This window comes from Pseudomonas sp. CCNWLW23 (assembly GCF_037095675.1).
GTDB lineage: Bacteria > Pseudomonadota > Gammaproteobacteria > Pseudomonadales > Pseudomonadaceae > Aquipseudomonas > Aquipseudomonas atacamensis.
In genome coordinates this window covers 107,781-132,983 of sequence record NZ_JBAWKM010000012.1, presented here as the reverse complement: position 1 = coordinate 132,983, position 25,203 = coordinate 107,781, and the positions used below count along the sequence as shown (strand labels likewise).

Annotated in this window: 26 protein-coding genes and 1 pseudogene; 9 read left to right on the top strand and 18 right to left on the bottom strand. The window is 57.8% G+C overall.

Annotation, left to right across the window (positions count from 1 at the left end; translation table 11 throughout):
* Positions 1-4 precede the first annotated feature (4 nt).
* Together V8J63_RS16650 and V8J63_RS16645 are read right to left on the bottom strand one after the other, a co-directional pair.
* Positions 5-1,996, bottom strand: coding sequence for a hypothetical protein (locus tag V8J63_RS16650; protein ID WP_336464338.1), 1,992 nt, complete (start codon positions 1,994-1,996; stop codon positions 5-7).
* Entirely contained in the window at positions 1,977-3,314 is a 1,338-nt protein-coding gene (locus tag V8J63_RS16645) for a hypothetical protein (protein WP_336464337.1), read from the bottom strand. The genes V8J63_RS16650 and V8J63_RS16645 overlap by 20 nt, the downstream gene beginning before the upstream one ends.
* Before the next feature lie 137 nt (positions 3,315-3,451).
* Between V8J63_RS16645 and V8J63_RS16640 the strand changes: the two are divergent.
* From V8J63_RS16640 to V8J63_RS16630, 3 genes and pseudogenes are all read left to right on the top strand, one after another.
* A pseudogene (locus V8J63_RS16640) lies at positions 3,452-3,598 on the top strand (YajD family HNH nuclease); the annotation flags it as partial.
* A 170-nt stretch (positions 3,599-3,768) separates the two neighbouring features.
* Positions 3,769-4,239, top strand: coding sequence for an RNA methyltransferase (locus V8J63_RS16635; protein WP_007911337.1), 471 nt, complete (start codon positions 3,769-3,771; stop codon positions 4,237-4,239).
* An 81-nt stretch (positions 4,240-4,320) separates the two neighbouring features.
* On the top strand, positions 4,321-4,698 hold the full coding sequence (locus V8J63_RS16630) for a YgaP family membrane protein (protein WP_110645006.1): 378 nt from the start codon (positions 4,321-4,323) through the stop codon (positions 4,696-4,698).
* Between the two features lie 121 nt (positions 4,699-4,819).
* Here the strand turns inward: V8J63_RS16630 and V8J63_RS16625 are convergent, their stop codons facing one another.
* The 5 genes from V8J63_RS16625 to V8J63_RS16605 all read right to left on the bottom strand — a co-directional run bounded on the left by V8J63_RS16625 (position 4,820) and on the right by V8J63_RS16605 (position 9,798).
* Positions 4,820-5,269, bottom strand: coding sequence for a YcgN family cysteine cluster protein (locus V8J63_RS16625; protein ID WP_016771232.1), 450 nt, complete (start codon positions 5,267-5,269; stop codon positions 4,820-4,822).
* A 254-nt stretch (positions 5,270-5,523) separates the two neighbouring features.
* Positions 5,524-6,456, bottom strand: coding sequence for a D-2-hydroxyacid dehydrogenase (locus tag V8J63_RS16620; protein WP_336464336.1), 933 nt, complete (start codon positions 6,454-6,456; stop codon positions 5,524-5,526).
* Positions 6,457-6,561: 105 nt separating this feature from the next.
* Positions 6,562-6,855: a YcgL domain-containing protein gene (locus V8J63_RS16615; protein WP_016771234.1), complete on the bottom strand. Its 294-nt coding sequence runs from the start codon at positions 6,853-6,855 to the stop codon at positions 6,562-6,564.
* The gene (gene rnd / locus V8J63_RS16610) at positions 6,852-7,985 is read right to left on the bottom strand and encodes a ribonuclease D (protein WP_130902066.1); all 1,134 of its coding nucleotides are present in this window, start codon (positions 7,983-7,985) and stop codon (positions 6,852-6,854) included. The genes V8J63_RS16615 and rnd overlap by 4 nt, the downstream gene beginning before the upstream one ends.
* A 163-nt stretch (positions 7,986-8,148) precedes the next feature.
* Positions 8,149-9,798 carry a phosphoethanolamine transferase gene (locus V8J63_RS16605; RefSeq protein WP_336464335.1) on the bottom strand — a complete coding sequence of 550 codons (1,650 nt, stop codon included), beginning with the start codon at positions 9,796-9,798 and terminating at the stop codon, positions 8,149-8,151.
* A 400-nt stretch (positions 9,799-10,198) separates the two neighbouring features.
* Here V8J63_RS16605 and V8J63_RS16600 point away from each other — a divergent pair, with 400 nt between their 5' ends.
* The gene (locus V8J63_RS16600; protein ID WP_130902063.1) at positions 10,199-11,371 is read left to right on the top strand and encodes a cyanate transporter; all 1,173 of its coding nucleotides are present in this window, start codon (positions 10,199-10,201) and stop codon (positions 11,369-11,371) included.
* Positions 11,372-11,548: 177 nt separating this feature from the next.
* Positions 11,549-12,484, top strand: a complete 936-nt coding sequence (locus V8J63_RS16595) for a LysR family transcriptional regulator (protein WP_073472928.1) — start codon at positions 11,549-11,551, stop codon at positions 12,482-12,484.
* A 3-nt stretch (positions 12,485-12,487) separates the two neighbouring features.
* On the opposite strand, the gene V8J63_RS16590 is transcribed toward V8J63_RS16595, so the two are convergent.
* From V8J63_RS16590 to V8J63_RS16565, 6 genes are all read right to left on the bottom strand, one after another.
* Positions 12,488-12,853 (bottom strand): 5-carboxymethyl-2-hydroxymuconate Delta-isomerase, encoded by a 366-nt coding sequence (locus V8J63_RS16590; RefSeq protein ID WP_016771238.1) that lies wholly within the window; start codon positions 12,851-12,853, stop codon positions 12,488-12,490.
* Positions 12,854-13,019: 166 nt separating this feature from the next.
* Positions 13,020-13,940, bottom strand: a complete 921-nt coding sequence (locus tag V8J63_RS16585) for a LysR substrate-binding domain-containing protein (protein ID WP_024012013.1) — start codon at positions 13,938-13,940, stop codon at positions 13,020-13,022.
* Between the two features lie 75 nt (positions 13,941-14,015).
* Positions 14,016-16,112, bottom strand: a complete 2,097-nt coding sequence (locus V8J63_RS16580) for a DUF6311 domain-containing protein (protein WP_336464334.1) — start codon at positions 16,110-16,112, stop codon at positions 14,016-14,018.
* The gene (locus tag V8J63_RS16575) at positions 16,109-16,495 is read right to left on the bottom strand and encodes a GtrA family protein (protein ID WP_024012011.1); all 387 of its coding nucleotides are present in this window, start codon (positions 16,493-16,495) and stop codon (positions 16,109-16,111) included. Before V8J63_RS16575 ends, V8J63_RS16580 begins: the two co-directional genes overlap by 4 nt.
* Entirely contained in the window at positions 16,492-17,202 is a 711-nt protein-coding gene (locus V8J63_RS16570; protein WP_130887219.1) for a class I SAM-dependent methyltransferase, read from the bottom strand. The genes V8J63_RS16575 and V8J63_RS16570 overlap by 4 nt, the downstream gene beginning before the upstream one ends.
* Positions 17,203-17,205: 3 nt before the next feature.
* Positions 17,206-18,171 (bottom strand): glycosyltransferase family 2 protein, encoded by a 966-nt coding sequence (locus V8J63_RS16565; RefSeq protein WP_130887220.1) that lies wholly within the window; start codon positions 18,169-18,171, stop codon positions 17,206-17,208.
* 275 nt (positions 18,172-18,446) lie between these two features.
* On the opposite strand from V8J63_RS16565, the gene V8J63_RS16560 reads away from it, so the two are divergent.
* The 3 genes from V8J63_RS16560 (at position 18,447) to V8J63_RS16550 (ending at position 19,567) form a co-directional block, all read left to right on the top strand.
* Entirely contained in the window at positions 18,447-18,638 is a 192-nt protein-coding gene (locus V8J63_RS16560; protein WP_016771242.1) for a YegP family protein, read from the top strand.
* 133 nt (positions 18,639-18,771) lie between these two features.
* On the top strand, positions 18,772-18,996 hold the full coding sequence (locus tag V8J63_RS16555) for a hypothetical protein (protein WP_071174681.1): 225 nt from the start codon (positions 18,772-18,774) through the stop codon (positions 18,994-18,996).
* A 49-nt stretch (positions 18,997-19,045) separates the two neighbouring features.
* Positions 19,046-19,567, top strand: a complete 522-nt coding sequence (locus V8J63_RS16550) for a DUF4142 domain-containing protein (RefSeq protein WP_177433318.1) — start codon at positions 19,046-19,048, stop codon at positions 19,565-19,567.
* Between the two features lie 14 nt (positions 19,568-19,581).
* Here the strand turns inward: V8J63_RS16550 and V8J63_RS16545 are convergent, their stop codons facing one another.
* The 3 genes from V8J63_RS16545 to V8J63_RS16535 form a co-directional block, all read right to left on the bottom strand.
* Positions 19,582-20,559, bottom strand: a complete 978-nt coding sequence (locus V8J63_RS16545; RefSeq protein ID WP_197890366.1) for an SDR family oxidoreductase — start codon at positions 20,557-20,559, stop codon at positions 19,582-19,584.
* A gap of 19 nt (positions 20,560-20,578) precedes the next feature.
* Complete coding sequence (locus V8J63_RS16540) at positions 20,579-20,809, bottom strand: hypothetical protein (protein ID WP_071174678.1); 231 nt, start codon at positions 20,807-20,809, stop codon at positions 20,579-20,581.
* Between the two features lie 90 nt (positions 20,810-20,899).
* Entirely contained in the window at positions 20,900-22,483 is a 1,584-nt protein-coding gene (locus V8J63_RS16535; RefSeq protein WP_336464333.1) for a histidine kinase famiy protein, read from the bottom strand.
* A 196-nt stretch (positions 22,484-22,679) separates the two neighbouring features.
* On the opposite strand from V8J63_RS16535, the gene V8J63_RS16530 reads away from it, so the two are divergent.
* A complete protein-coding gene (locus V8J63_RS16530) occupies positions 22,680-23,669 on the top strand; it encodes a ribonuclease Z (RefSeq protein WP_122700043.1) in 990 nt (329 codons plus the stop codon).
* A gap of 48 nt (positions 23,670-23,717) precedes the next feature.
* On the opposite strand, the gene V8J63_RS16525 is transcribed toward V8J63_RS16530, so the two are convergent.
* Entirely contained in the window at positions 23,718-24,227 is a 510-nt protein-coding gene (locus V8J63_RS16525) for a ferritin-like domain-containing protein (protein ID WP_024012005.1), read from the bottom strand.
* Positions 24,228-24,304: 77 nt separating this feature from the next.
* On the bottom strand, positions 24,305-25,189 hold the full coding sequence (locus tag V8J63_RS16520; protein ID WP_125925300.1) for a manganese catalase family protein: 885 nt from the start codon (positions 25,187-25,189) through the stop codon (positions 24,305-24,307).
* Between the last annotated feature and the right edge of the window lie 14 nt (positions 25,190-25,203).

Here is a 25,203-nt window from a genome sequence, read left to right as displayed (position 1 = left end):
ATCGTTAAACTCCAGCAGACAAAATAAGGACACTGTGTTCGCCAGAGTCTATTTTTTCTCTCCAGAGATTCAAATAAAACTCTACTTTATTAGCCGGCCACTGCTTCAACGTTTCATTATAAACTTCGAAATCCAAACAATCTGAGGACTGATACCATCTTACATCACCGAAATTTTTACGCTTCCATTCCAACTCGGCGGTATATCGAGCTATATGAGGCAAACTCTCTTCAAACACTCTTCCTTTTGGGCAACTAGCGCATCGATGACTTTGCCTGCAATTAGTAGACCCATCTCTTGGATTTCGCGGATCTATCCATTCAGGGGGATTACATGGATCAGAACAACTCAAACCACTATACGTAATGTTTTTTCTATATGACTCTAGTCTGCTTATCTGCTCTTGTGTTACATTCACTCCATCCGCTTTAGCTCTAAGGATTGCAAGATCTATTTTTCGATGAATTTCAATCTGATCAAACAACTCAGTAATTAAATCGCTGAGTTTTTCTTCCGACTCTCTTCTCCAAGCTATTGATCTCAAATATCGTCTAGTAGTAGCTAAAGACTTGTGACCTAAAGAAATCTGAGTTAGGAGTATCGAATAGTTCCCACCTCTGTGGACTGCTTCCGCAAAAACATCTCTAAAATCAGACGGTCTAAATATTGGTAGCTTGTCAGCGCAATCTTTTGCTTGATTATATTTTTCTATAAGAGACTTCAAGTATGCCCTCATTTGATTCATCGAGTGCTCTCCGAGAACACCGATATTTTTGCTGTCGTGAACTGCAATCCAAGGGCTTCTCAATGCAATGTCAAAAAGCTCGCACTTAGAATGATCGACACTTATTAAATTTTTCAGTTTTGCATTACGATCTAAAAGTCGTTTAATAATTTGATAGCTATGTCCCGCATGATTTTCCGGAGAGATTGTATCCTGCCAATTACCACCTCGTTCTTTGTAACTGAACATCCACACCAAGCCCTCCCCGTACGAGCGAAACCATCGCTCGGGGTTGCTGCAATCCAAGGCAAAAGTAGTGGTTGAGTTCCAACCGCTTCTGGCCATTAACAAGTTGCTCAGGCAGTACAAATCCCCACCGGTTGGGTACAGGCCAGGTAAAAGATCATTTTCAAGGTTAATGGGAGCGCCCGCACGCTCGTGTCCAATGGGGTGCCGAGGCCACCATTTCGTTGGCATCCACCCCCACTTTAAACCTATGAACTGACAGAAATCTTTGAGTGACGGAAGTGGATTACCGCTCTTCTGTATGAGATAACGATATGTGGCATGCATATCCGCCTCTGTAACGCTATAATTACGTTTACAGCTCAAAAAATCAGAATCTAACACTTTTCCGAGCTCAGCTAATGAGTCCGCTCTTTCCCATCGCTTCCAAATTTTATGAGCTTCACTAGTCAAAATGCGGACAAGTTTAATGCCCTGCTCTATCGAGGGACTATCCTTCCGAGAAACCCCGGGCCTGTTTTGTGCAACCGGCCAAAATATCGGTGGAAGCCCAAGGTTATTTAGCGAATTCTGAATGATTGAAGAGATTACTCTATAGACCTCGGGGTTTGGCGCAGAGTATTCTTCCGATAATGGACGCAACCATTTCACTCCATGAATCATTTCGAGTTGCATAACACTATCAACCCGACACCTCTCCTTATTTATTTGCGAGAACTCAAACGCGTCCAAGAATCGCCAAAAAACCCTTAACTGGGAAATCAAACTCCTTATCGATGCAGGCTTCTTATTCAAAGCCGCACCTTTTATAGCATCGAATAAATCATTCGCCAATCCTGGGCGACCAGTGAAATCACCTGCCCAATTTACGCTTATTTTTCTGCTTTCGGAGCTATTCGTACCAGCCCAAAACTCATTTATATTAAAACTTAAACCTGCCGAAATATATTCGTTATGACTACACCTAAGAACATGCTGCGATTCCTTATAACTCACCGTAGCACCGCTATCTTGAATCACAGTCATCAAGCCACCTTAAAGTTGGATGCTGAAACTCCATCATTAAACGCTCCTTGGCTGCCTTTAAATACAACAAAGTAGTTTCTTCACTCATATGCCCCATGAGCGGGGTCAGTATTATAGATATTTGCCCTGCCATAAGTCCGTGCAGCCATCCAACACTTGGAATCGTAGAAAATCTAAATTGAGATATTAAGTCTCGCATATAATTCACTAATGTATTTACCGCAAACAAATGTCGCGCCATGTGAGGACACCATCTCCAAGGTGTTGTTGCGCCACTAGACCATGCTTGCCTTACCCAAGAGTTAGAAAGAGGTTTCCCTCGCTTCCCTAACCAAAACGCATCGGTTTTTTTCGATTTCAGGCGCTTGTCACGCTCGTCTTTTGATTTCCCAGCTGACACCCATCGTGAAATCAAGGTAGATCGTCCTTCTTGCCGGTAGTGATTCATCCTATCTGCTAACTCGATAGGGATGTAAATTACTCGAGGCCTTGAACTTTCAGCTGAACCACGTGCTATTTTCGGACCTTTTACTCCCATACATATGGTGCAGGGAATTTCACCGGACTGGAGCCAGTCCTCTCGCCAACCGTTTTTTTCTGGACCGTATTCTCTTTCTGGCAAATCCTGTACCCTAAACTTTGTACCCTCGCTAATGCGCAAGCCAGTTCGCATTAAAAATTCAGCGAATAGAGCCAACACGACCCCATAGCGAATTTTCAAATTAGAATGCCAACGAGCCAATACAACGTCTGATGGAAGAGATAAAGAACGTCTGCGTGAAACCAATTCACCTGCCCTAGATGCCTTGCCATTGCCCCCCCTTTTAGAGGATCTATCATGCAAACCAACTTTACTCGCCATAACATAAAACGCCTCACGATAACCGCGCTCAGCCGCCCATGATAAAAAGTAACAAGCTTCTGCCACCCGAGCATTTATAGTTTCTACTGCAAGTTTTTTTCGGCTTCTGGACGCACTTCCACTAAGCATCCCCACCTGCCATTTATCTATCAAGTCATCAAGATAAACTACGTCCTTCCAGCATATTAGGGGGGTTGAGTTATTGCACCACAGTAAGAACTCCATAAGGCGTCGAGCCATCGCATCCAGGCTTGCAACAGTCTGACGAGTATTGAAGCGATAGCTCCCTTGCTTCCCTGGAATCGAAGGTCGCCACTCAAGACAAGCTCGCTCCCGGAGGTATCTATTCGCCTCAACCGGATAATCCCCATCAGCACCGATTAAGAAGGGTACATATGCCAGCTTGGCATAACCTAAATCTTCCATTTTTTTAGCATCCGGGAATATGACTTTCATGAACTTATCTTCGCGGGGCGGGCGTGTGGTCATAGAAACCTAGCTCAGATCACGAAGCTGTCAAAGTCCTCACAATTTCCTATGAGAAATAGATTTTAGAAATGTCTGCGTCGCATACCTTGATATTGCACTGTCAGATATGCCTGTATTGCCACGACAACGAACACTCGCGTTATACCGATCAGCAGTATTTCGGCGAAGGCTCGCTGAGCACACCAAAGATCGCCAAGGCCACGCATAATCCGTTTGCGGCCCTCGCTGGCTTGATGAAAAAAGAAGACTGAAGATCTTCATCGCCTGAGCTGGCCCTTTCGCGAGCAGGCTCGCTCCCACAGGGGATGTGGGAGCGAGCCTGCTCGCGAAAGCGGCCTGCCAGACACCACAAGTCTCGAATCTGCCCGCCCTCCCCCAATCCCCGTATAATCGCGCTCTTTTTCTCGAAGGCACCCCGCTCGTGGCAGACAAACGGTACAGCTGCATTGGTTTGTATAACCCAAAATCACCGGAGAACGTCGGTTCGGTGATGCGCGCCGCAGGCTGTTACGGCGTGGCGTCGGTGTTCTACACCGGCAAGCGTTATGAACGCGCCGCCGACTTCGTCACCGACACCAAACGCGTGCACTACGACATCCCGCTGATCGGCATCGACGACCTGAAAAAAATCCTTCCGCTCAACTGCGTGCCCGTTGCGGTAGAGCTGGTCGAAGGCGCACGGCCGCTGCCGGAATATACCCACCCCGACCGCGCCCTGTACATCTTCGGGCCGGAAGACGGCTCGCTGGATAAAGAGATTCGCGACTGGTGCGAAGACGTCGTGTACATCCCGACCACCGGCTGCATGAACCTCGCCGCCACGGTCAACGTCGTGCTCTACGACCGCATGGCCAAAGGCCTGAACACCCGCTCCGGGCCGAAATTCCGCTGAAGCGTCGCACATTCGATGGAACAAGCTGACCGCCCTGGCAGTCAGCTTATCTATCAATCGCACCCTGCCTGGAGATAGACCATGAGCGAGCTCAAACGCGTAGAACGCATCGAATCCACCCCGTTCCAGTCGCCTTCGCACAAGAACGTGCATGGCTGGGAGCGCGTCGGCTCGTTGACCGGCGGCGTGCTGATGGTCGGCAAGGGCCTGCGCCGTGGCGGCGTGTTCGGCCTGATTCAAGTGGCGCTCGGCGGCATGGCCGTGGCCCGTGGCATTACCGGGCACTGCTCGGCGAAAAGCCTGCTGGAAAAAGGCCGTCAGGACATGAGCAACGTGCGGGCGAAGATCGAACGCGCCGGGGAAGAGCTGAGCAAGCTGAAGACCAATGCCGAAGTGGCCACCGAAACGGCAACCGTTACCGGCAATGATTCGCTGACCTCGCCGAAAGCCGGCGTCTGAGGCTTTAAAGCAAAAGATCGCAGCCTCCGGCAGCTCCTACACGGAATCACGTTTTCCATTGTAGGAGCTGCCGAAGGCTGCGATCTTTTGATCTTTACGGGTTCAACAACCCACCACCTCATCAGCCCGCGCGAAAAATCAGATGATCTTCCCAGTCATCCTCCGGCACGCTGCCTTCGGCGAGCATGCGCCCGGACTGGGAAATCCGCTCATGGTGCACCGCATCGCGGTCGCCACACACCAGGTGATGCCATAACGGCAGATCCTTGCCCTCGCTGACCAGACGATAACCGCAGGTCGGCGGCAGCCATTTGAATTCTTCCGCCTGACCCGGCGTGAGCTGGATGCAGTCCGGGACAAACTTGATCCGGTTCGGATAATCGCTGCACTGACAGGTTTTCAGATCCAGCAGTTTGCAGGCGATGCGCGTGTAATAGACGCTGTTGTCTTCTTCATCCTCGAGCTTTTGCAGGCAGCACAGACCGCAGCCGTCGCACAGCGATTCCCATTCCTCGTGATCGAGTTGATCGAGGGTTTTGCGTTTCCAGAACGGTTCGACTATGGCGGCCATGGCTCAAGCATCAACATCAAGGTGGTGAAAAGGCCGCCAGTCTAGTGCCAGCGGACGCAAGGGCCAAGCGCTGGCGACTGTCGGTAAATCCGCTTGTCAGCGCCAGCGCCGCCCGCTGAGCAAACTGGTGGCTGCACTTTGAAACCAATGTGGGAGCGAGCCTGCTCGCGAAAGCGCTGTGTCAGACACGCTGTTGTCGACTGACACGCCCTCTTCGCGAGCAGGCTCGCTCCCACAGCGAAATCGGTGGTGAGTCAGTAACCGCGGGTGAAATCCACCTCGCCGCGCAACGCTTCACCCGCCTCATACGCTTTCAGATTCTGCACAAACAAATCCACCATCAGCGCCGGCGAGGTCGGTGCCGAGCTGTGCCCGGTCAGGAGCAAGCCCCACGCGGTCCAGAACGGATGGCGTTGCGGCAATGGTTCCTGACGACAGACGTCGATCACCGCGCCGGCCAGATGCCCTTCCTTCAAAGCTTCAACCAGATCAGCATCGACCACCGCGACACCGCGTCCAGCGTTGATGAACAGTCCGGTCGGTTTGAATTGCTTGAACAGCGCCGCGTCGTAGATATCGTGGGTGTGTTCGGTGTTCGGCAGCAGATTGACCACGTAATCCACCTCCCCCACCAATCGCGGAAGATCGGCCAGCGCGGCGACTTCGACAAACGGCGCCTGTTCGCGGGCGCTGCTGGCGATGCCATAAAGCTCGACGCCGAACGGCCGCAGAAACTGCGCAACGCTCTGGCCGATGTCACCGGTGCCGACGATCAGCACCTTGCGCCCGACCAGACTCTGGCCGCTGCGGTTGTCCCACTTGCGCTCGACCTGACTGACCAGCCGCGCCAGCACTTCGCGTTCGTGGCCGAGGATGTAGGTCAGCACGTATTCGGCCATGACCTGACCGAAAATCCCCACGGCGCGGGTCAGGCGATAATCGCGGCGCAGGCCGTCGGCGAGCAGCGGCGTGATGCCGGCCCAGGTCGATTGCAGCCATTGCGGTTGATGGCCCTGGCGCAGCAGGGTCGCGAGCAGATCCGGCTGGCCCAGCCACACCGGGCAATCGGCGGCCTGCCGCGCCAGTTCGGCGGAGTCGCCGCTGGTCAGGACTTCAAGCTCGGGCAGTGCCTGACGCAGCAGGCGGGCGTATATCGCGTGGTCGTGTTCAGCAATCAGAACGCGCATCTTCAAACCTTTCGCAAACCGTGCAGACAGCCGCCGGGTTTGGGCCGGCCATCGCGGTAAAAACAGTTCCAGGGTTAACCGAGGCCCAGGACAGGGCCTCGCGGGTCAGACCGGGTCGTTGCGTCGCAGCAACTCTTCGGGCAAGTGCTCGATGTACTCGTCCTCGGCCGGTGGCATCTGCAGGTGATAGCCCTGCTTGTCGAGGTTTTCCAGAACCACGGTGATGTCTTCGCTGGCCAGCTTGCGCTCGGGCGACAGCACCAGATCGAAGGAATGCTTCGCTTTGCCGAAAGCCGTCATCAGCGCATCCGGCACGCGCTCGAGCGCATCGCTCTTGAGCACGTAGAGATACATGCCGCTGCGCTTGGAGCTTTGGTAGATGGAGCAAATACGTTTCAAGGCTGTTCTCCGGCGGTGGCCAGGCTGTCGAGCAGCTTCTGGCCGAGCAATTCGCGGCGCCAGCCACGCAGCGAATCGGGCAATTGGTAAGGCCCCTCGGGGAAGCCGCTTTTGACCAGCGCTTCGAGGGTTTTCTTGCGCAGCATCAGTTCCGGGGCAATACCCAGGCGTTCGGCCTCGGCCTGACCCAGCGCGCGCAGTTGTTTGATCAACGCAGCGGCTTCGATCGGCAACGGCTCGGGCACTGCCGGCGGCCATTGATCCGGCCCCACACTGCCAGAGCGCTTGATCAGATCAAGCAGAAACTGACCGTCCTGACGTACGGTACGCGGGTGCATGTCTTCGATCTTGCCCAGCGCCGCGAGGTTATCCGGCTGCGTGCGGGCCAGGGGCCACAGCGAGTGTTCCCGGACGATGCGGTTGCGCGGCAGGTCGCGGGCGCGGGCTTCTTTTTCGCGCCAGGCGCACAGCTCACGCAGCACGGCGAGTTGCGCTCGGGACAGCTTCCACGCCAGTTTCGCCTCGCGATAGACCTCGTACGGATCGGTCTCGCGGCGCAGGTTGGCAACCAGTTCGGCGCCATCCTCCAGCACCCAGGCGAACTTGTCGGCGGACAGCTTGGGCCGCAACTCGACGAACACCTCAGCCAGATGCACGGCGTCTTCGGCGGCATAGCTGATCTGGGTATCGGACAGCGGGCGCTGCAACCAGTCGGAGCGGGTTTCGCCCTTGGGCAGGTCGATGCCGAGCACTTCCTGCACCAGACGCGAATAGCCCATCGAGAAGCCGAGGTTCAGGTAAGCGGCGGCCAGTTGCGTGTCGAACAACGGCGCCGGCAGGCTGCCGGTCAGGCGCAACAGCACTTCGAGGTCTTCGCTGCAGGCGTGCAGGACTTTGAGCACCGCCGGGTTCTCCAGCAACGCGGCCAGCGGTTGCCAGGCGTTGATGGTAAGCGGGTCGATCAGGTAGGCGCGTTTGCCGTCGCCGATCTGCAACAGGCCGGCAATCGGGTAGAAGGTGTCGACCCGCATGAATTCGGTGTCGAGGGCAACGAACGGCAGCTGCTGCCACTCGGCGCAAAACTGCGCGAGGCTTTCGTTGTCGCGAATCCAGTGAATATCGATAGCCACACGGCTCTCCCTTGAAGAATGGCGCGCAGTATATATCGCCACCGACGATTTACGCGCCTTTGAAGGGCAAGAGCTGTAAGGAAATGTCTTGCCTGTCAGCAAGAATAGTCTGACAGCAGAAACAGAAAGGCCCGTCGCATTGGTGCGACGGGCAGGGAACGCTTCACTGCTTGGCCAACACGCCGTCGATCACTGCGCCGCGACAACCGGCGAACATGTCCAGCGCCGGCTGATAGACGCTGCTGCGCACTTCCAGCAGGCCGAGCATCGAGTGGAACAGATTGTCCTGGCTCAGCGGTTTGTCACGGCTCAGTTGCAGGCAATGGGTGTCGACCGAGTATGCCTTCTGATAGCTGTCGGAGAACCACGCCAGCATCGCTACATGCTTCTGTTGCTCGGGCGCCAGCATATAAGGCGTGCCGTGCAGAAACAGGTTGTATTCGCCCAGCGATTCGCCGTGGTCCGACAGATAGAGCATGGCGGTGTCGACTTTGTCCTGATTGCTGCGCAGCACATCGATCAGGCTCGCCAGCACATGGTCGGTGTAGACCAAGGTGTTGTCGTAACCGTTGACGATACTTTCGCGACTGCAATTGTTCAGCGCGTTACTTTCACAGACCGGAGTGAAGTGTTCGTACTCCTTGGGATAACGCTTGAAGTAATCGGGGCCGTGACTGCCCATCTGATGCAGCACCAGCACGGTGTCCTTGTCCAGATGTTCGATAAAACTTTGCAGCCCTTGCAGGAGGATTTCATCGCGACATTCGCTGTTGGCGCACAACGCCGGGTCTTGCAACTTGCTGACATCCTGCACCGTGACACGGTCGCAAGTGCCTTTGCAGCCGGACTGATTATCGCGCCAGATCACATTGATGCCGGCACGCTTGAGTACGTCGAGCAAGCCCTCTTCATTCCTGGCCTTGCTGGCGTTGTAATCCTTGCGGCCCATAGTGGAGAACATGCACGGTACCGAGACTGCGGTTTCCGTGCCGCAGGAATGCACGTCAGTGAAAGCGATCAGCCCCGCTTCCTTGTCCAGTTGCGGCGTGGTGTCTCGGTCGTAACCGAGAATGCCGAAGTTCTGCGCCCGCGCACTCTCCCCCACCACCAGCACCGTGAGGGATTTGCGTGGCTGTAGCTGCAAGTCGGGATTGCGCTGGGCATCTTCGCCGATCTTGATGAACGGCTGCTGCGCCGAGACCACTTGCTCTTGCAGATAACCAATGGATGCGCCGATGTAATTGCTCGGCACCAGCATCAGGCGAATTTCGTGGTGATTGCGAAACAGCGACGACAAGCCTTGATAGTTGGCCAATGCGACAACACCGATCACCGCTGCCGAGGCAACACTGACAATAACTTTGCTGAACAACTCGCGATGCCAGCGCCGATAACTGACCGGAACTTTCCACAACAACAAACACGGCAGGACACCCAGCAAGAGAATATAAGCAAACAACTTCAATGAGAGCAGATCACGCACTTCCGTGACGTTGGTCTCGGCAAAGTTGCGCAACATGCCGGCATCGATCATCACGCCATATTGGCTCATGAAATAAGCCACGCCGGCGCTGACTAAAAACAACAGGGTCAATAGTGGTTTAAGCAGTGGCCGGAAAGCGAATAATGTCAGGACTATGTTGAACGCGGCAAAGATCATCACGCCAAACGCAACGCGCATGGCGATGCCCTTGCCATCGGCGGCGGTGATCTCGAACAGATGTTGCCAAAGCACCAGATTGAAACCGAGCAACAAAAAGGCGCTGGCAAACAACGTCACCCATTCCGGGTGCACGGCTTTTAACTTCAACATATGAGTGACTGTTCCTGAAAGAAGAGCCTCGTCGATTGTGAAAATTTCATTCACCGAGGCATGCCAAACTTTAGGCGGCAGCGAATCAATTTTTCGTGAAAAAGATGCTAATGATTAGTTGCCTCGGAGTACGAACGTGAAGGTTTGCGAGTATTTGAGAATGGTTCAGGTTTTATTCAGTTTCAGGCACTTCGCAATGTCCTGTGGGAGCGAGCCTGCTCGCGAAAGCGCAGTGTCAGCAAATGAATGTCTGTCTGGAGGAACGCATTCGCGAGCAGGCTCGCTCCCACATCGGGACAGGGGTGTTATCGAGTTTTTAGGTCTGGCCCGCGACTTTCTGATTTGCCGACGTCGGCGACGCCAAGCCTAATCATCAGCCTCCGCACTCAAAGGCCCGCCGATGAATCACACCCGCCCCGCCGCTTGGCTGATGCTCGCGATCATCCTTGTCGCACTTAATCTGCGCCCCTCAATGGCAGCCATCGGGCCGCTGCTGTCGGCGATCCGTGGCGATATACCGTTGAGCTTCACGCTTGCCTCTCTGCTGACGATGCTGCCGGTGATGGCCATGGGACTGGCGATGTTTTTCGGCCTGAGCATCAGCCAGCGCCTGGGCGACCGACGCACGGTGCTGCTGTCGCTGTTGATCATCGGGCTGGCGAGCGTGTCACGGCTGTTTATCGATTCGGCGATCGAGCTGATCGTCAGCGCGATGCTGGCCGGCATTGGCATAGCCCTGATTCAGGCATTGATGCCGGCGCTGATCAAATCGCGCTTTGCTGACAACGTGGCGTTATGCATGGGCGTCTACGTCACGTCAATCATGGGCGGCGCGGCGATTGCCGCCTCGTTCGCGCCACTGGTGATGGTGCAGGCCGGCAGCTGGCGCGTGGGGCTGGCCATCTGGGCGGCGTTGGCATTGGTCGCGTTGCTGGTCTGGTGCTTGCAGCCCGCGCAAGCCATATCAACGGTGACCCGGCGGGAGTCTTTCATCACCCGCCCTCGCGCCTGGTTGCTGGCGATTTTCTTTGGCCTCGGTACGGCGTCCTACACCTGTGTCCTCGCCTGGCTCGCCCCGTATTACGTGGAAAAAGGCTGGAGTGAACAGAACGCTGGGCTGCTGTTGGGTTTTCTTACAGCGATGGAGGTCATTTCCGGCCTGGCAGTGCCTGCGATCGCCAATCGCAGCCGTGATCGGCGTGGGATAGTGGCGGTTCTGCTGTTGCTGATCATCGGCGGTTTCTGCGGGCTGATACTCGTCCCGCAATATTTGGCCCTGCTGTGGCCTTGTCTGTTGGGCCTGGGGATTGGCGGTCTGTTTCCGATGAGCCTGATCGTCGCGCTGGATCATTGCGACGAGCCGCAGCGTGCCGGTGGCCTGACCGCGTTTGTACAGGGGATCGGTTATCTGATCGCCAGCCTCTCGCCGCTGTTGGCAGGGATGATTCGCGATCGGCTGGGCAATTTCGAAGGCGCGTGGTGGGCGTTGACGGCGGTGATGGTGATCATGCTGCTGATGGTGATGCGCTTCGACCCTCGCCACTACGCGCGCCACTTGCCTCGCCCGGGCTAGAGGCCTCTGGCCATCTTTTGCGCACGAGATTGGCAACGTCGTGTTGCTAAAAGTTTCTGTCCCACATGTGTCCGTGAAATGTCCTACAAGGGTTTCTCCTGGCACCATCGTTCCGTTAGGATCGTACGCACACGTTTGCGCGAATTCTGCGCAAGGGGGCACAGCGAGACGGAACTCATGCTGAACAGTAATTTGCTTCGCAAGCTCGACATGCAGGACTTGATGGTATTCGTCGCCGTGTACGAGCAGAGCAGTGTCACCGATGTCTCGGAAACCCTGTTCGTCAGCCAGTCCACCGTCAGTTATTGCCTGAAGAAACTGCGCACCAGTTTCGAAGACGAACTGTTCATCAACACCCGCACCGGCATGCGCCCGACCTACAAGGCCTGCAGCATGTACGGCCATGTGCAGAAGATCATCGAAAGCATCAACCTCTGCCACGCCGGTGCCCCGGCCTTCGACCCGAGCCGGCAGGCGGTGACTTTCAACATTTGCGCCCCGGAATACTTCGAGCAGTTGATCCTGCCGCGCCTGTTGAAGCGCTTCGACTTTGACGACTTGCCGGTGATGGTCAACATGCACAAGTTTGAAACCGATGTGCCGGCCGAAGAGCTGCGCGACGGCAGCCTCGATCTGGTGATCAGTTTCGGCCCGCACTTTCACCGCCAGCATGCAGATCTGAAATCACGGATGCTGCTGGAAGATGACCTGGTCTGCGTCTTCGACAAACGCGCCACGCCACTGGAGCCGCGCCTGAGCCTGCAAGCATTTACCGAGCGTCGGCATGTGTTCCCGACGCCGTGGACATCAAGCACCAACATGGTCGACGGCTGGCTGGCGCGGCAAGCGCAAAAGCGCCAGATAGTGGCCCGATCGAACAGCTACAGCGCCGCATTGAAGATGATCACCGGCACCGACTTCATCCTCACCCTGCCCCGACGTATCCAGCGTTTGCTGACCAACGACGCGGTGTTCAACCACTGCGAGGCGCCCAATGGCTTGCCGGGTTTCACCCTCGACATGCAGTGGAGCCAGAACGCCGATCAGGACAGCGCCAACGTCTGGCTGCGCGAGCAGGTGATTCAGGTGTGCAGCGAGCTGGAAAACGCCTGAGCGTCAGACGCCGATCGCGGCTTTGCTGTAGGACTCGCGATCGATGTCGAGCAGTTCGACACACAGTTGCACTTCGAGCCCAGCCGGCCATTCGCAGAGTTCCTGCAACACCGCCAGCAGGCTTTGCGAGAGCTGCTTCTTGATCTCCGCCGAGCGCCCGCTGAGCAAGGCCAGTTTCACATGGACGAAGGCGCGCTCGCCCTGCGCCGTGCCGACCTTGAAGTTGTCGATCTTGATCGCGCGGCTCTTGATATCGAACTCCGCGCCGAACTGACCGGAACCGACCAGCGTGTTGTTGAGCCGAATCAGGGCGATGTCAGCGTTCAACTGCGTCAGGTTGGCGGTGTATTCCATGTGCAGGTGTGGCATTGCGGATCTCCAGTCGGCGGATGCGGGGGGCGTACATATACCACAATCACACAGCGTCATTTGTGGGAGCGAGCCAGCTCGCGAAAGCGTCCTTTAAGTTTACACACCCGCGCCTCCCGAACCGCTTCGCGAGCAAGCTCGCTCCCACAGGGTGGTGTGGTGCTTGTCAGGACGGAATCAGCGGCCGTTCACTCATGAACGCTTCGAGCCGCGAGCGCAGCCAGCGTTCGGCCGGGTCGCTGTCGACGTGGCTGAGCCAGACCATCGACAGGTCCAATGTCGGCGTCTTGAACGGAAACGGTTCCTGGAACAGCGCCCCGGACGCCGCCATGGCCGCTGCGGTGTAATCCGGCAGGCTGGCGATCAGGTCGGTGCCGGCCAGCAACGCCGGCAATGCGCTGTATTGCGGCACCGACAACACCACCTGCCGCGTGCGGCCCAGTTCCGCCAGCCACTCATCGGCGTAGCCACTGACATTGGCCGTGTGCGACACCAGCACATGCGGGCGAGCGCAATATTCGTCGAGGGTCAGCGGCGTATCAGAGGCATCGGCACGCAGGATGCTCGGCTGGATGTGCCGCAGCAGTTTGCGTTTGGCGTTGGCCGGCAGGCCCCGGGTCTGGCTGATGCCGACGGTGATATCACCGGCGGCCAACAGGTCGGGAATGCGCCAGTAATCGACATGCTGCACCACGAACACCACGCTCGGTGCTTCCTGGCGCAGCGCGCGCAACAGCGGCGGCAGCAGGCCGAATTCGACGTCGTCGGACAGGCCGATGCGAAAGGTCATGGTGCTGGTGGCGGGATCGAAATCGCGGGTCAGGCTCAGCGCCGCCGACAGTGAATCCAGTGCCGGTTTGAGATGGCGGTAAATGTCTTCGGCGCGGGCCGTCGGTTCCATGCGATGGCCGACGCGGATGAACAGCGGATCATTCAGCATCGTGCGCAAACGGTTGAGTGCCGAACTGATGGTCGGCTGGCCGAGGAACAGCTTCTCCGCCGCGCGGGTCACGTTGCGTTCGAGCATCAGGGTCTCGAACACCACCATCAGGTTGATGTCGGCCTTGCGTAGTTCATTGCGGTTCATCCATCGCCCCTGCTCCCCGGAATTGCGGCAGTGTAGAAAGGCCTGGGACCCGACGTCCATCAGCGTTTACGCGATTTACTGCACACTCACGGATTCCACGCCCAGGCCCATAACGCGCGCGTCATCGCTCACTCCGAGACTGCGCGGGCTGACAGCGTCCGGCAAATGCAGCTCGAGTCTCACCGCGCCATCCTCCGGCAGGGTTTGCCTGACCTGTTCATTCAACGGGATTTCCAGAGAATTGCCCTGAAAGGCTGTCAGCCGAGTCGAAAGAACTTCAACGCCGTTGAGCCTGACGATGACTCGCTGAGCAAGAGTTGGCGGCATGACGAACGCCAGCGCCTGGATCGAAATCGATTTAGCTTGCGCTGGCACGCGCAGCGCCATTTCCGCGTCATGGCCCTCACTCCAGGTGCCCCACGCTTCCGGCGCCCCCCAGCCTTTGATCAGTTGTCGACTCTTGCGATCGAATGTGTAGACGACGCCAGGACGGCTCAGCGCGATGGATGCCAGCGCCCGCCCCTCATCGATCATCGGCAGACATTGCTGACAACGCTTCCAGCCTGGTGCAAGCACAACGAAGTCATCGACCCGGGTCAGCAGATCGCTATCGCTGTGAACGCTTTTGGCCGCCAGAGCCTGCGCTTCATCGTCCAGGATATATAGAGAATCGGCTTCGTACTCTCCGGTTTGCAGCCGATGCCGAGCCACGCGCTGCGCCTTGTCGAGCGCCGAAATGCTCATGCGCCCCATGTACACCGAGTCGGTTTTCAGTCCATGTGCTCCAGCGAAATCAGCGATCGCTTGCCAGCGTTCGGGCTGGTTTTGCGGCAGCAACCCGCGAACATTCCTGTAGTGGCCGGCCGCGCTGTTCCAGAAGGGGTCGCGCATCGGACTGACCCAGTCCGATGCGGGGGCTACCATCCTTGATGCGCGCAGCCCCGCCCAGCCGTTGTGCGTATCTGCCACCTGCACCACCAGCGCCAAGGCGAGTAACCCTATGGCAACTGGCGCGCGAAAGCCCCGCACAAGCAGGTACACGAGGAACAGTTCGATTGCATAAAAGACCGGCCAGAACATGCGCCCTGAAGCGCGAAAAATACTGGCCAGCCGCTCGATGAATGTCGGCAACGGATAGTTGAAAGTCTGCGTCCCAACACCGATGAGATGGGATAACGCGAACAGGGTCAGGCCGATCATTGCGAACACCAGCCACCACCGCTCGCCCAGCGCAGCCCTCGGCGAAATCCCGCCGCGCAACCCTGCCACCGCCGCCAGCGGTAACAGCATCAGCACACCGAGGCCGAAATAATTGAAGCCTTCATAATCGCCGCCGCCGGTGCGGATGTCCGGCAATACCTGCGACCAGCCATCCGAATCGAATGGCGCCAGCAGATTCATCCGGTAAAAACCGAACCCCCCACTGCCGGCGCCGTCGGCAATGCTGAAGTATCCGGCCTGCCAGCAACACACGCTGACCAGTGCGAACAGACCGCCGAACTCGATCAGCCCCTCACGGCGAGTCAATCGGTCAAAAATGACTTTGCCGAGCAGATCGGCAAACCAGATCAACGCCACCATGACCAACAGATACGCATGCACCAGAGCTGTCGCCGCCAGCAGACAGCCCCAGGCCAGCCGCCGCCGTTGCAACGCGGGATGCAGCGCCAGGTAAAGTGCCGCCAGTAGCAGAAAGTGCCCGGCCAGAGACAGATGTCCTCCGGCACGAACAAACATCGGCGGGGAAAACAGCAACAGTCCCGTGGCCAGAAGCCGGATTACGACGTTATCCGTGATCAAGCCGAGCAGTTTCCAGCCGAACCACGCTTGCAGTACGAAACAGATGAGCAACCACAAGCCAAAATACTGGAACGTCTCTGGCAGCCAGGCGTTGAACGGTTTGAACAGCAGTGCCAGCAGCGGATTGGAGTCAGAAAAGATGATCGCACTGCCCAACTCCATGCCGTAGGACGGGTTGAGCCCGAGGGGAAAAGTCCACGGCGACTGGCGGAAAAAAACCCAGCCCAGATAATGCGTAGCCGGATCGCCCTCGCTGAGCCAGGCAATGTTCTGCGGATCGAGTGCACGCGGACCGATCACCATGAAAAAAGCAAGCACGCCCAACAGCAACGGCAGAATCGTCAACGCTGAAGATCTGTTCGAGGGCTTCATCGATACGTCCAGAAATTATGCAAAACGAAAGTAAATGCCGGCACCGTCAGGGCCACCGCGCCGATCCCGAGCAGATAGTGCAACCCAGCCATTTGCGCCGCCCAGGCAACCAGCATCGCCAATAGAAAACCACCCGCCGAGACCGACACAAAGCGCAGTAACGTGCGCCCGTGCAGGCGAGCTGAAAAGCTCCAGGTGGTGTTGATCACATAAGACACAACAGTCGCCACGGCAAAGGCGAAACCATTGGCCAGCGGCGGTTCGGGCGCGATGAAGCGGATGAACAGCACAGCCACCAGCGCATGCAGCGCAGTGACGAACAGCCCGGTCAGGGCAAAGCGCAGACCACGGCGGACCAACGCTGAACGCTCACTGCCGATCACGGTTTCTGCGCCAGCACGAAGACGCTCAAACCGGCCAGCCGGTTTCTGCCCATCAACGGCAATTCCAGCCGGCACAGGGTCTTGAGCACGCTGTTGACCCACGGGTGATGGCGCTTGAGTTGCGACTGTGGCTGTGCGGTCGGCGGACCTTGAGGCATCAGGCGCAACGCAGCGGCGATAGGAAACACCGCACCGAAATAGTAGGCGCCGCGCTGCACGGTCAAACCGGCATCGCCCGCCAGGGTTTCGAATTGCGCGAGGGTGTAGCGGCGCTTGTGCTCGAGAAAATCATCATGACCGCTCCAGAGAAACTGGAACGCTGGCACCGTCATCAGAAAACGACTGCCCGAAGGCACTTTATCGACATAGCTTTTGAGCAGGCCGAGGTCGTCGTCGACATGCTCGAGCACGTCCATCAGTAACACCAGATCGGCATCGATGCTGTCGATGCCGCGTCGGTAATGCACCGGTTTGCCCGCGCTGGTGGCGCTCGCATCGGCGGGGTAACTGATGTCGACGCACCACGCCTCATGCGCGTCGGTGTGGGTCAGCAAATGGTGCGAGAAAAACCCCGAGCCGGCACCGACATCGAGTATTCGCCGGATCGGCATGTCACCCAGCAATCGCCGGGTCGCCGCCGCTTTGCAGCAGTAATACCAATGCTCATCGATACTGTCGCCGAGGATGTCGGTTTCCTTGAGATCCATCTGTCAGTCCTTGGGGTCGTAGACGCGACGCACCAGAAAAACCGGTCGGCGTTTCGATTCGATATAAGTGCGGCCGAGGTATTCGCCGAGTACGCCAATACCGATCAATTGCAAACCGCCAAGGAACGTGACCGCGACCATCAGCGAGGCATAACCGGGCAAGTCGACGCCGTGGATCAGTGTGCGCAGGACAATGAACATAGCGAACGCAAACGACACCAGCGAAACTGTCGCTCCCAGGTAGGTCCAGACCCGCAGCGGTTCGGTGCTGAAACTGGTGATGCCTTCGAGCGCGAAGTTCCACAGCCGCCAGCCATTGAACTTGCTTTGCCCGGCCACGCGCTCGGGGCGCTCGTAGTCGACATGAGTGGTGCGGAAACCGACCCAGGCGAACAGACCTTTCATGAAGCGCCGCGACTCAGGCAGGGTCAGCAACGCATCGACCACGCAGCGGTCCATCAGGCGGAAGTCGCCAACGTTCTCCGGCAACGGCTGTTCGGCGATGCGGTTGTGCAGGCGATAGAACCAGTGGGCCGAGGTCGACTTGGCCCACGTGTCGCTGCGGCGGCTGACGCGATGACCCAGCACCACTTCGTAACCTTCGCGCCAGCGCTCGATCATTTGCAAGATGACTTCCGGCGGGTCCTGCAGATCGGCGTCGATCGGTACCACGATCTGCCCGCCGGCCATTTGCAGACCGGCCGACAACGCCGCTTCCTTACCAAAGTTTCGACTCAGGTCGACGATGCGCAGACGCGAGTCTTGCCGCTGCCGTTCAAGCAAGCGCTCAAGGGTCATGTCGGTGCTGCCATCGTTGATGAAGACCAGTTCAAGATCGATCAGCGCCTGCGCCTGAAAGACCTCGTCGATGCGCGAAAGAAAGCTGTCGAGGCTGTCGGCCTCGTTGAAAACGGGGATCACCAGCGACAACGCCACCTGCCCGGCCTGTTGCGTTCCGTGCTCAGTCAAAGGAGTGCTCTTTTTATAGTTTGTCGGTCATCGAAAGTTTTTCGAGGCCATGAGCCGTCCCGTATTAAGCAGTAGCAGGCACGCACGTGCAAGCATGACACGGCGTCATATCGGCCAATTCGCCGGGCAGTCGCGGCGCTCTGGGCAGGGTCTTTCAGAAACATCCGCGAACGATTGGAAACAAATCCGCGATAGCCAAAAAAACCCGCTGCGCTAGGCTTGCGTCGATGCGCCACACAGGTTGGCGCGCACATCCATCGCAGGGAGCGAACCCCATGTATTTCGAAATCTACCGACAAACCCGAGGCACCCCGAGCACTGGCAAAGGCCAATGGCGCTGGCGTCTGCGCGCGCGCAACCACGAGACCGTGGCCAGTGGCGAATCGTATGTGAACAAGGCTGATTGCTTGCATGTGATCAATCTGATCAAAGCCGTACAGGGCGAGACGCCGATCAAGGAAATTTGAGCGACGCCCTTTTCATCTGCAAAGCGGCACCGTCTGTCGCCCTGCAAAGGGTTTATTTGAATGCTTGTCAGCGGTGTTCATCAAAGGTGCATGTACTGCAATTTTTGCTGCCATGCACCCAAGGATTTCAGCCATGTCCCATGAGCACCGCTACCTCGTCAGTTTCATCGTCGACAACCAGCCGCAAAGCCGCACGCTGATCCACGATGGCGAGACCCTTGATCCGGGTCTCGCTGAAACCCTGGTCAAGACCGCTTTCGCCGAATTGAAGACCGCTTCACTGAGCGACGTCCAGGTGCAGAAACGCACCAGGCCCGACGAAGGCGACAACGTCCCCGGCCACTATCAGCAGCCATGAGCCGATCCCGGGCCGCCACCATCCATCGATGCTGCGGAGGTTACGCGCCATGAAATCACTCGCCGCGATCTGCCTTGCGGTCTTGGCTATGAGCGTCCAGCCAGGCCATGCAGACACTATCGACGCCTTCATCGAAGAGGCGGCACAGCAAAGCCTGTTCCAGCACAACAGTTCGCGCATCGCCTTGGAAAAGGCAACCTTGCCCGAAGTCAAAGCGTTCGCCAGACAAATGATCTCCGACCATGAGCGTTTCGATAAACAAATCAGGCAGCTGGGGCAAAGCCAGCATATGGTGGTTCCCGCCGAACCCTCGGTGGCATCCAAAGCCAAGCAGCTACGCCTTGAATCAAGGGATGACTCGTTCGACCGCATTTACATCGACAGCCAGGCCGAAACCCTTGAGCAAAAGCTGATGCTGTTCAAGAAAGAAGCGATGTCATCACAAAATCCGCAGCTCAAGGCTTTCGCCCAATCCGCATTGCCGGACATCGAGAAACAGGCAAAAACTGCCCGCGACCTGCAGGAAAAACTCAAGCCCTCCGCTGGCGCACTGAAATCCGTCAACCCCTGACTAACGGGGAACAATCAAAGCTGTAATAGAACCACGGCCACCAGTACGGCAATTACTGCCGATACCGCCAGCACTTGAGTCGAAGTCAAGGCCAGCGCCGCGTCCTTTGAGCGGCCGATAAAGCGGCCACGGGTCTGATGCCGATCCGGCTGCGCTTCGAACAGGTTGTCCGGGTGCTCGTTGTCTTCAGGCTCATTGGTCTGCTGACCGGACCATGCACTTCGCGCCATCAAACGGTCGAGCAGACCGGGCATGACCGATTGGCCGACAACCGCTTTGATCGTCGACCACCCCAGCCACAACTCTCGCGGCGGGTGCTTTACCACACTGAAGATCGCCCGTGCTGCCACGTCGGGGTCGTGAATCGGTGGCACCGGTTGGGGACGCTTGGGCAATTTGTTGCGTGCCCAATCGAACTGCGGGGTATTGATCGCCGGCAATTGCACCATGCACACGCGAATATTGCGGCGCTCATGCAGCAACTCACAGCGCAATGAATCAGTAAAACCGCGCACAGCGAACTTCGCCCCGCAATAGGCGGCCTGCAACGGAATGGCGCGATAGGCCAGTGCCGAGCCGACCTGGATGATCAGGCCCTTGTTGCGCGGACGCATCAACGACAGCGCCGCCAAGGTGCCATGAACCGTACCGAGATAGGTCACCTGAGTGACGCGCTCGATCTCGGCGGCGGACAATTGTTCTATCGGCGAGAGCACCGTGACCATCGCCGCGTTGACCCACACCGCCAGCGGCCCAAGCGTGGCTTCCAGTTGCTGCGCGGCCTGCTGCACGGCGAGCGCATCGGCGACATCGACGCTAACCGCTTCGACCTGAACGCCATACGCTTGCAGCTCTTCTTGCGTGGCGGCCAGTCCCGCCGGATCACGCGCCAACAGGCCGATACGGTAGCCGCCAGCGGCAAACCGGTGGGCCACCGCGCGACCCACGCCAGCACTGGCGCCGCTTATCACCACCAAAGGTTGCTCCTGCATGAACCGTTCTCCCTGATGCTCAGTCGATCGGCCCGATGTTGATCATCAGGTCATCGCCCAGTCCTTGCACCTTGGCCAGTACGTCCACCGGCGTTTCGCTGGAAAAATGCACGACGTAGCCCATGCCGCTGCCGTCCTCTTCGATTGCACTGACCCACGACTCCACCTCGTCAGCATCCAGCCCCAGCGCCTGACCGAACTGGCGGTTGCGGTGATCGGAATCGGTTTCGTCCATCGGATAATCACTCATAGCAAACATCTCCTCGGGGATCGTCCCCTCACTGGTTGCTCAATGTGGTCTTAAGGATGGACGCCGAACGTTCACTGACAGTTCGTTTTTTCAGCCGAGCATCGAGCGCAGCTTGCGCAACAGATCCACCGGCGCGTAGGGCTTGGCGATCAATTCGAACTCATTGTCAGCCAGCTCATTGGGCGTCGACTCGTCCGCGCAGTAGCCGGTCGTCAGCAGGATCTTCATGGTCGGATAGCGCTGGGTGATTTCCCGCGCCAGTGCCAGCCCGTTCATCTCACCGGGCATGACCAGATCGGTGAAGACCAGCTCAAAGTCGCTACTCTGCAACATCGCCAGTGCCTCGCTCGCGTCTGCAGCGATGGTGGTCCGGTAACCCTGTTCGGACAGTACGAAGCGCGCCAGTTCAGCAACTTCGGCGCGATCCTCGACGATCAGGATGCGCTCCGTGCCCTTGAGATTTTCTGCGGTTTCAGCGGAGCCAGGTGCCGATAGCTGACTGTCATCCGCCGGGAAGAACAGGCGCACCGTGGTGCCGAGCCCCAGTGTCGATTCGATTTTGACCACACCGACGGATTGCTTGACGAAGCCGTAAACCATCGACAAACCGAGGCCGGCACCGTTGCCCTCCTCCTTGGTGGTGAAAAACGGTTCCATGACCTTTTCGAGATCGTCAGCGGCAATGCCCACGCCGTTATCGGCGATTGCGATGCAGACGTAACGCCCCGCCGCCAGTCCGCCCTGGTGCGGATCGGTCGCGTCCGGGACAACGACGTTGCGCGTCTGCACGGTGATCACGGGCTGTTGCTGTTGCTGCTGCCCCAATGCATCGCGGGCATTGGACAGCAGATGATTCAGTGCCATCTCGGCCTGCGCCGGGTCGAGCCGGCAGTTCCACAAATCCTCGGCCAGTTCGAATCGCGGTTCCAGATCGGCGGATTCATGCGTCGGCAGCGCAGAGCGCTCAAGCAAGGCATTGAGATTGATCACCCGGCCTTCGAGCCGCTGTCGGCGGGAGAATGCCAGCAGATGCTGGGTCAGCAAACGTGCTTTTTCCGCCGCCGCGCGAGCGTGGCCGGCGCCGACCACGATGCGTTGCGGATCAATGCTCGGCCGCTTGGCGGTGTGCTGGATCAGCTCGATGTAGCCGATCATCACTTGCAACAGATTGTTGAAATCGTGAGCGATGCCACCGGTCAACTGGCCCAGCGCTTCCATGTTCTCGCTGTAGCGCAAACCGTCCTCGGCGTCGCGTCGGCGGCTGACGTCCATTTGCGAGGCGAAGAAATACACCAGTTGCCCGCGCTCGTTGAATAGTGGCGCGATGAACAGCTCGTTCCAGAACGACGAGCCATCCTTGCGATAGTTGAGTACCTCCACGCAGGTTTCGTGTTGATGTTTGAGCGCTTGCTTGACCTGTTGCAAGACGGAACGATCAGTCTGCTCGCCTTGCAGAAACCTGCAGTTGCGCCCGAGCACTTCTTCCAGCTCGTAGCCGCTGAGTTCAAGAAACGCATTGTTGGCAAAAATGATGGGATCGTCGGGCTGCGCTGGATCGGTGACAATCATGGCCATACGGCTGACCTGCACCGCCGCGAAAAACACATCTTTGCGTTCTTGCGAAAGGGTCGCCGCATCGGCGCGGTCGACGATCGGCCTGGATTTTCTGGGCAAGTTGACCTCCGCTAAGTGACTCCGTTTCGCTGTGACCATCATCAGCGAGCGAAGTGCCAAGGCCGCACACCGCAACGGCGGGTGTCCGATGAATTGTCCCGGTACTTCGATGGATCCGAATCGCCTCGCTGATTGTCGAAAGCTCACCGAGAACTGCACGCAAGATCTGAAATCCGATCCGCCAGGGAGAACCACCGTGGATTTGTTGTTTCTGGGCACGTCTGCCGGCGTGCCGACCCGCCAGCGCAACGTCAGCGCAACAGCATTGATCGCCTCTGCCGGCAAGGGCTGGTACCTGATCGATTGCGGTGAAGGCACTCAGCATCAGGTGCTGCGCACGCCGCTGTCACTGAGTGAATTGCGGGCGATTTTCATCACTCATGTGCACGCCGATCACTGCCTGGGCTTGCCGGGTCTGCTGGCGAGCACCGGCATGTCCGGACGCACGCGGCCGCTGGACATTATTCTGCCGGCGGCGCTGCAGCCATGGCTGAGAATGAGCCTCGAGGTGACGCAATCGCATCTGCCCTTCGAGATCAACCTGCACGCCGTGGAAACGCTTACCGAATGGCGCAACCTCAACGTCCAGGTGCAGACCGTCGAGTTGTCGCACCGTGTGCCGTGTCACGGTTATGTATTTACCGAGTCCGATCCGGAACCGCGTCTCGACGTGCAGCGACTCGACGCTGAAGGCATCGAACGCGGCCCGCTCTGGGGTCAGTTGGCCCATGGTCAGGACGTGGAGGTTGACGGGCGAATGCTGCACGCTCGCGACTATCTGCTGAGCGCGCGACCTGATCGGCGCATCATCGTCTGCGGCGACAACGATCGGCCGGCACTGCTGGCAGAAGTGGCGCAATCGGCGGACGTGCTGGTGCATGAAGCGACATTCGTGCAGGCAGCAATCGACCGCGCTCGAGCCAGTTACGGCCACAGTAGCGCCGCCGCTGTCGCCGGTTTCGCCGAATCCGCTGGGGTGCGCAACCTGGTGCTGACGCACTTTAGCGCGCGCTATCAGGCCAACCCGGCGCTGAGTCCATCCATCGAAGATGTGCGCAGTGAAGCGGCGGCGCTGTATGACGGCCACCTGATTCTGGCGCGGGATCTGCAACGCTATCACTTGGATCGGCTGGGTCATTTGCAACCGGTGGAGATCGAGCGCAAGCCGCTGCAGGTCGCACCGTAATTTGATAGCGCGTCCGCCCGTCTGGCAGGCGGACGCCGGTGGCAAGGGTTACTTCTTGGCTTCTTTGTCCGGATCCGCCGAGCGTTCCAGAAACGCGTCGGTCAGTTGCGGCAAATGCTTGAGCAGCCATTCAGCCATGGCCACTTCCTGCGGCAGAATCTGTTCGCAGGCCTTCTGCGTCTGCGTGTCCCCCGCCGCTTTCGCCGCTGCGATCAGCACGGTATAGCTGGCGACCTCCATGTTCTCGAAAACGTAGCCGGCCATGGCGCCCTTGATCACTTCATCGCTCATCAAGGAGCCGCCGACAGCCTGACCGAACGCCATCAATTTGCCGCCCAGGTCTTTCATCGTCGAGGATTCACCGCCCAGACGTTGCAGGCATTCGTCGATGAGTTTCTGCTGGCCGAGGGTTTCTTCGATGTGCTGATCGATGCGCGCCTTGAGCTGCGGGTAATGTTCCAGACGCTTGGATTGTGCCTTGAGCATTTGCTCGGCCTGTTGCTCCATGGCATGGGCATCACGCAGCCAGTCGAGCAGGTTTTCCTGTGGAGTAGCCATTGTCGAGTCCTCTTCTTGATGATTTCACAGTGATCAACCGGGGCGCGCCGCTCGATGTCCGGCGCGCCCCACGTGCCTTACAAACCAGGCTTGGCCTGCGCGCCGGAGCCCAGATCCGCACCGGTGACCGGCTCGCTGTTGGGGTCGGACATGGTGCGCATCTTCATGTTTTCCAGCAGCGCTTCGTCGGCGCTGTCCAGTTGCACGGTGGCCAAGCCATCGCCGCCGTCGACCGCTGGCGTCGGGGTTTCGACGAACTCCCAATCGTCGCCCTGATTCCACGGGCCGCGCATGCTTTCGGTGCCTTGCGACATGTTGAAGTAGACGTTGGTGAACTCAGGCATGCCGGGCAGCTTGCCTTGCGGGAAGTTTGGCTGAATCGAATGCAGGGCTTTTTCGAACGACAACTGGTGGGCGATCTCACGGGTCATCAGAAAGCCCAGAGCCTCTTTCACGCCGGGGTCATCGGTCACGTTCATCAAGCGCTCATAAACAATCTTCGCCCGTGCCTCAGCAGCGATGTTGGAACGCATGTCGGCGGTCGGCTCACCGATGGTATCGACGTACGCCGCCGTCCATGGCACACCGGCAGAGTTGGTCAGCGGCGAACCGGCACCGTAGAGCAGGCTGGTGATGTGCGAGTCATTGCCGTTGCCATTGAGCGAGCGATACAGCTCGCCCTCCTGCTCGACGCCTTCGGCCATCCGGCCTTTCGCGCCCTTGTTGAGCATGACGATGATCGAGCCAATGATTTCCAAATGGCTGAGTTCTTCAGTGGCGATATCCATCAGCAAGTCCTTGCGTCCCGGATCGTCCTCGGCCAGGGCTTGAGTGAAATAGCGCGAAGCCGCCGCCAGTTCACCTTGTGCGCCGCCAAACTGCTCGAGCAACAGATTGGCCAGCCCCGGATTGGGCTCGGCGACACGAACGGTGTATTGAAGTCGCTTGTTATGTAGAAACATGACAAATCTCCTCA

Bases quoted from the DNA above. Each gene is read 5' to 3' on its own strand.
- V8J63_RS16540 (WP_071174678.1), bottom strand. From the start codon at position 20,809: ATGAGTGATTATCCGATGGACGAAACCGATTCCGATCACCGCAACCGC.
- V8J63_RS16595 (WP_073472928.1), top strand. From the start codon at position 11,549: ATGCTGAACAGTAATTTGCTTCGCAAGCTCGACATGCAGGACTTGATG.
- V8J63_RS16600 (WP_130902063.1), top strand. From the start codon at position 10,199: ATGAATCACACCCGCCCCGCCGCTTGGCTGATGCTCGCGATCATCCTT.
- V8J63_RS16585 (WP_024012013.1), bottom strand. From the start codon at position 13,940: ATGAACCGCAATGAACTACGCAAGGCCGACATCAACCTGATGGTGGTG.
- V8J63_RS16630 (WP_110645006.1), top strand. From the start codon at position 4,321: ATGAGCGAGCTCAAACGCGTAGAACGCATCGAATCCACCCCGTTCCAG.
- V8J63_RS16525 (WP_024012005.1), bottom strand. From the start codon at position 24,227: ATGGCTACTCCACAGGAAAACCTGCTCGACTGGCTGCGTGATGCCCAT.
- V8J63_RS16590 (WP_016771238.1), bottom strand. From the start codon at position 12,853: ATGCCACACCTGCACATGGAATACACCGCCAACCTGACGCAGTTGAAC.
- V8J63_RS16555 (WP_071174681.1), top strand. From the start codon at position 18,772: ATGTCCCATGAGCACCGCTACCTCGTCAGTTTCATCGTCGACAACCAG.
- V8J63_RS16645 (WP_336464337.1), bottom strand. From the start codon at position 3,314: ATGAAAGTCATATTCCCGGATGCTAAAAAAATGGAAGATTTAGGTTAT.
- V8J63_RS16625 (WP_016771232.1), bottom strand. From the start codon at position 5,269: ATGGCCGCCATAGTCGAACCGTTCTGGAAACGCAAAACCCTCGATCAA.
- V8J63_RS16560 (WP_016771242.1), top strand. From the start codon at position 18,447: ATGTATTTCGAAATCTACCGACAAACCCGAGGCACCCCGAGCACTGGC.
- V8J63_RS16580 (WP_336464334.1), bottom strand. From the start codon at position 16,112: ATGAAGCCCTCGAACAGATCTTCAGCGTTGACGATTCTGCCGTTGCTG.
- V8J63_RS16620 (WP_336464336.1), bottom strand. From the start codon at position 6,456: ATGCGCGTTCTGATTGCTGAACACGACCACGCGATATACGCCCGCCTG.
- V8J63_RS16520 (WP_125925300.1), bottom strand. From the start codon at position 25,189: ATGTTTCTACATAACAAGCGACTTCAATACACCGTTCGTGTCGCCGAG.
- V8J63_RS16570 (WP_130887219.1), bottom strand. From the start codon at position 17,202: ATGGATCTCAAGGAAACCGACATCCTCGGCGACAGTATCGATGAGCAT.
- V8J63_RS16650 (WP_336464338.1), bottom strand. From the start codon at position 1,996: ATGACTGTGATTCAAGATAGCGGTGCTACGGTGAGTTATAAGGAATCG.
- V8J63_RS16605 (WP_336464335.1), bottom strand. From the start codon at position 9,798: ATGTTGAAGTTAAAAGCCGTGCACCCGGAATGGGTGACGTTGTTTGCC.
- V8J63_RS16545 (WP_197890366.1), bottom strand. From the start codon at position 20,559: ATGCAGGAGCAACCTTTGGTGGTGATAAGCGGCGCCAGTGCTGGCGTG.
- V8J63_RS16550 (WP_177433318.1), top strand. From the start codon at position 19,046: ATGAAATCACTCGCCGCGATCTGCCTTGCGGTCTTGGCTATGAGCGTC.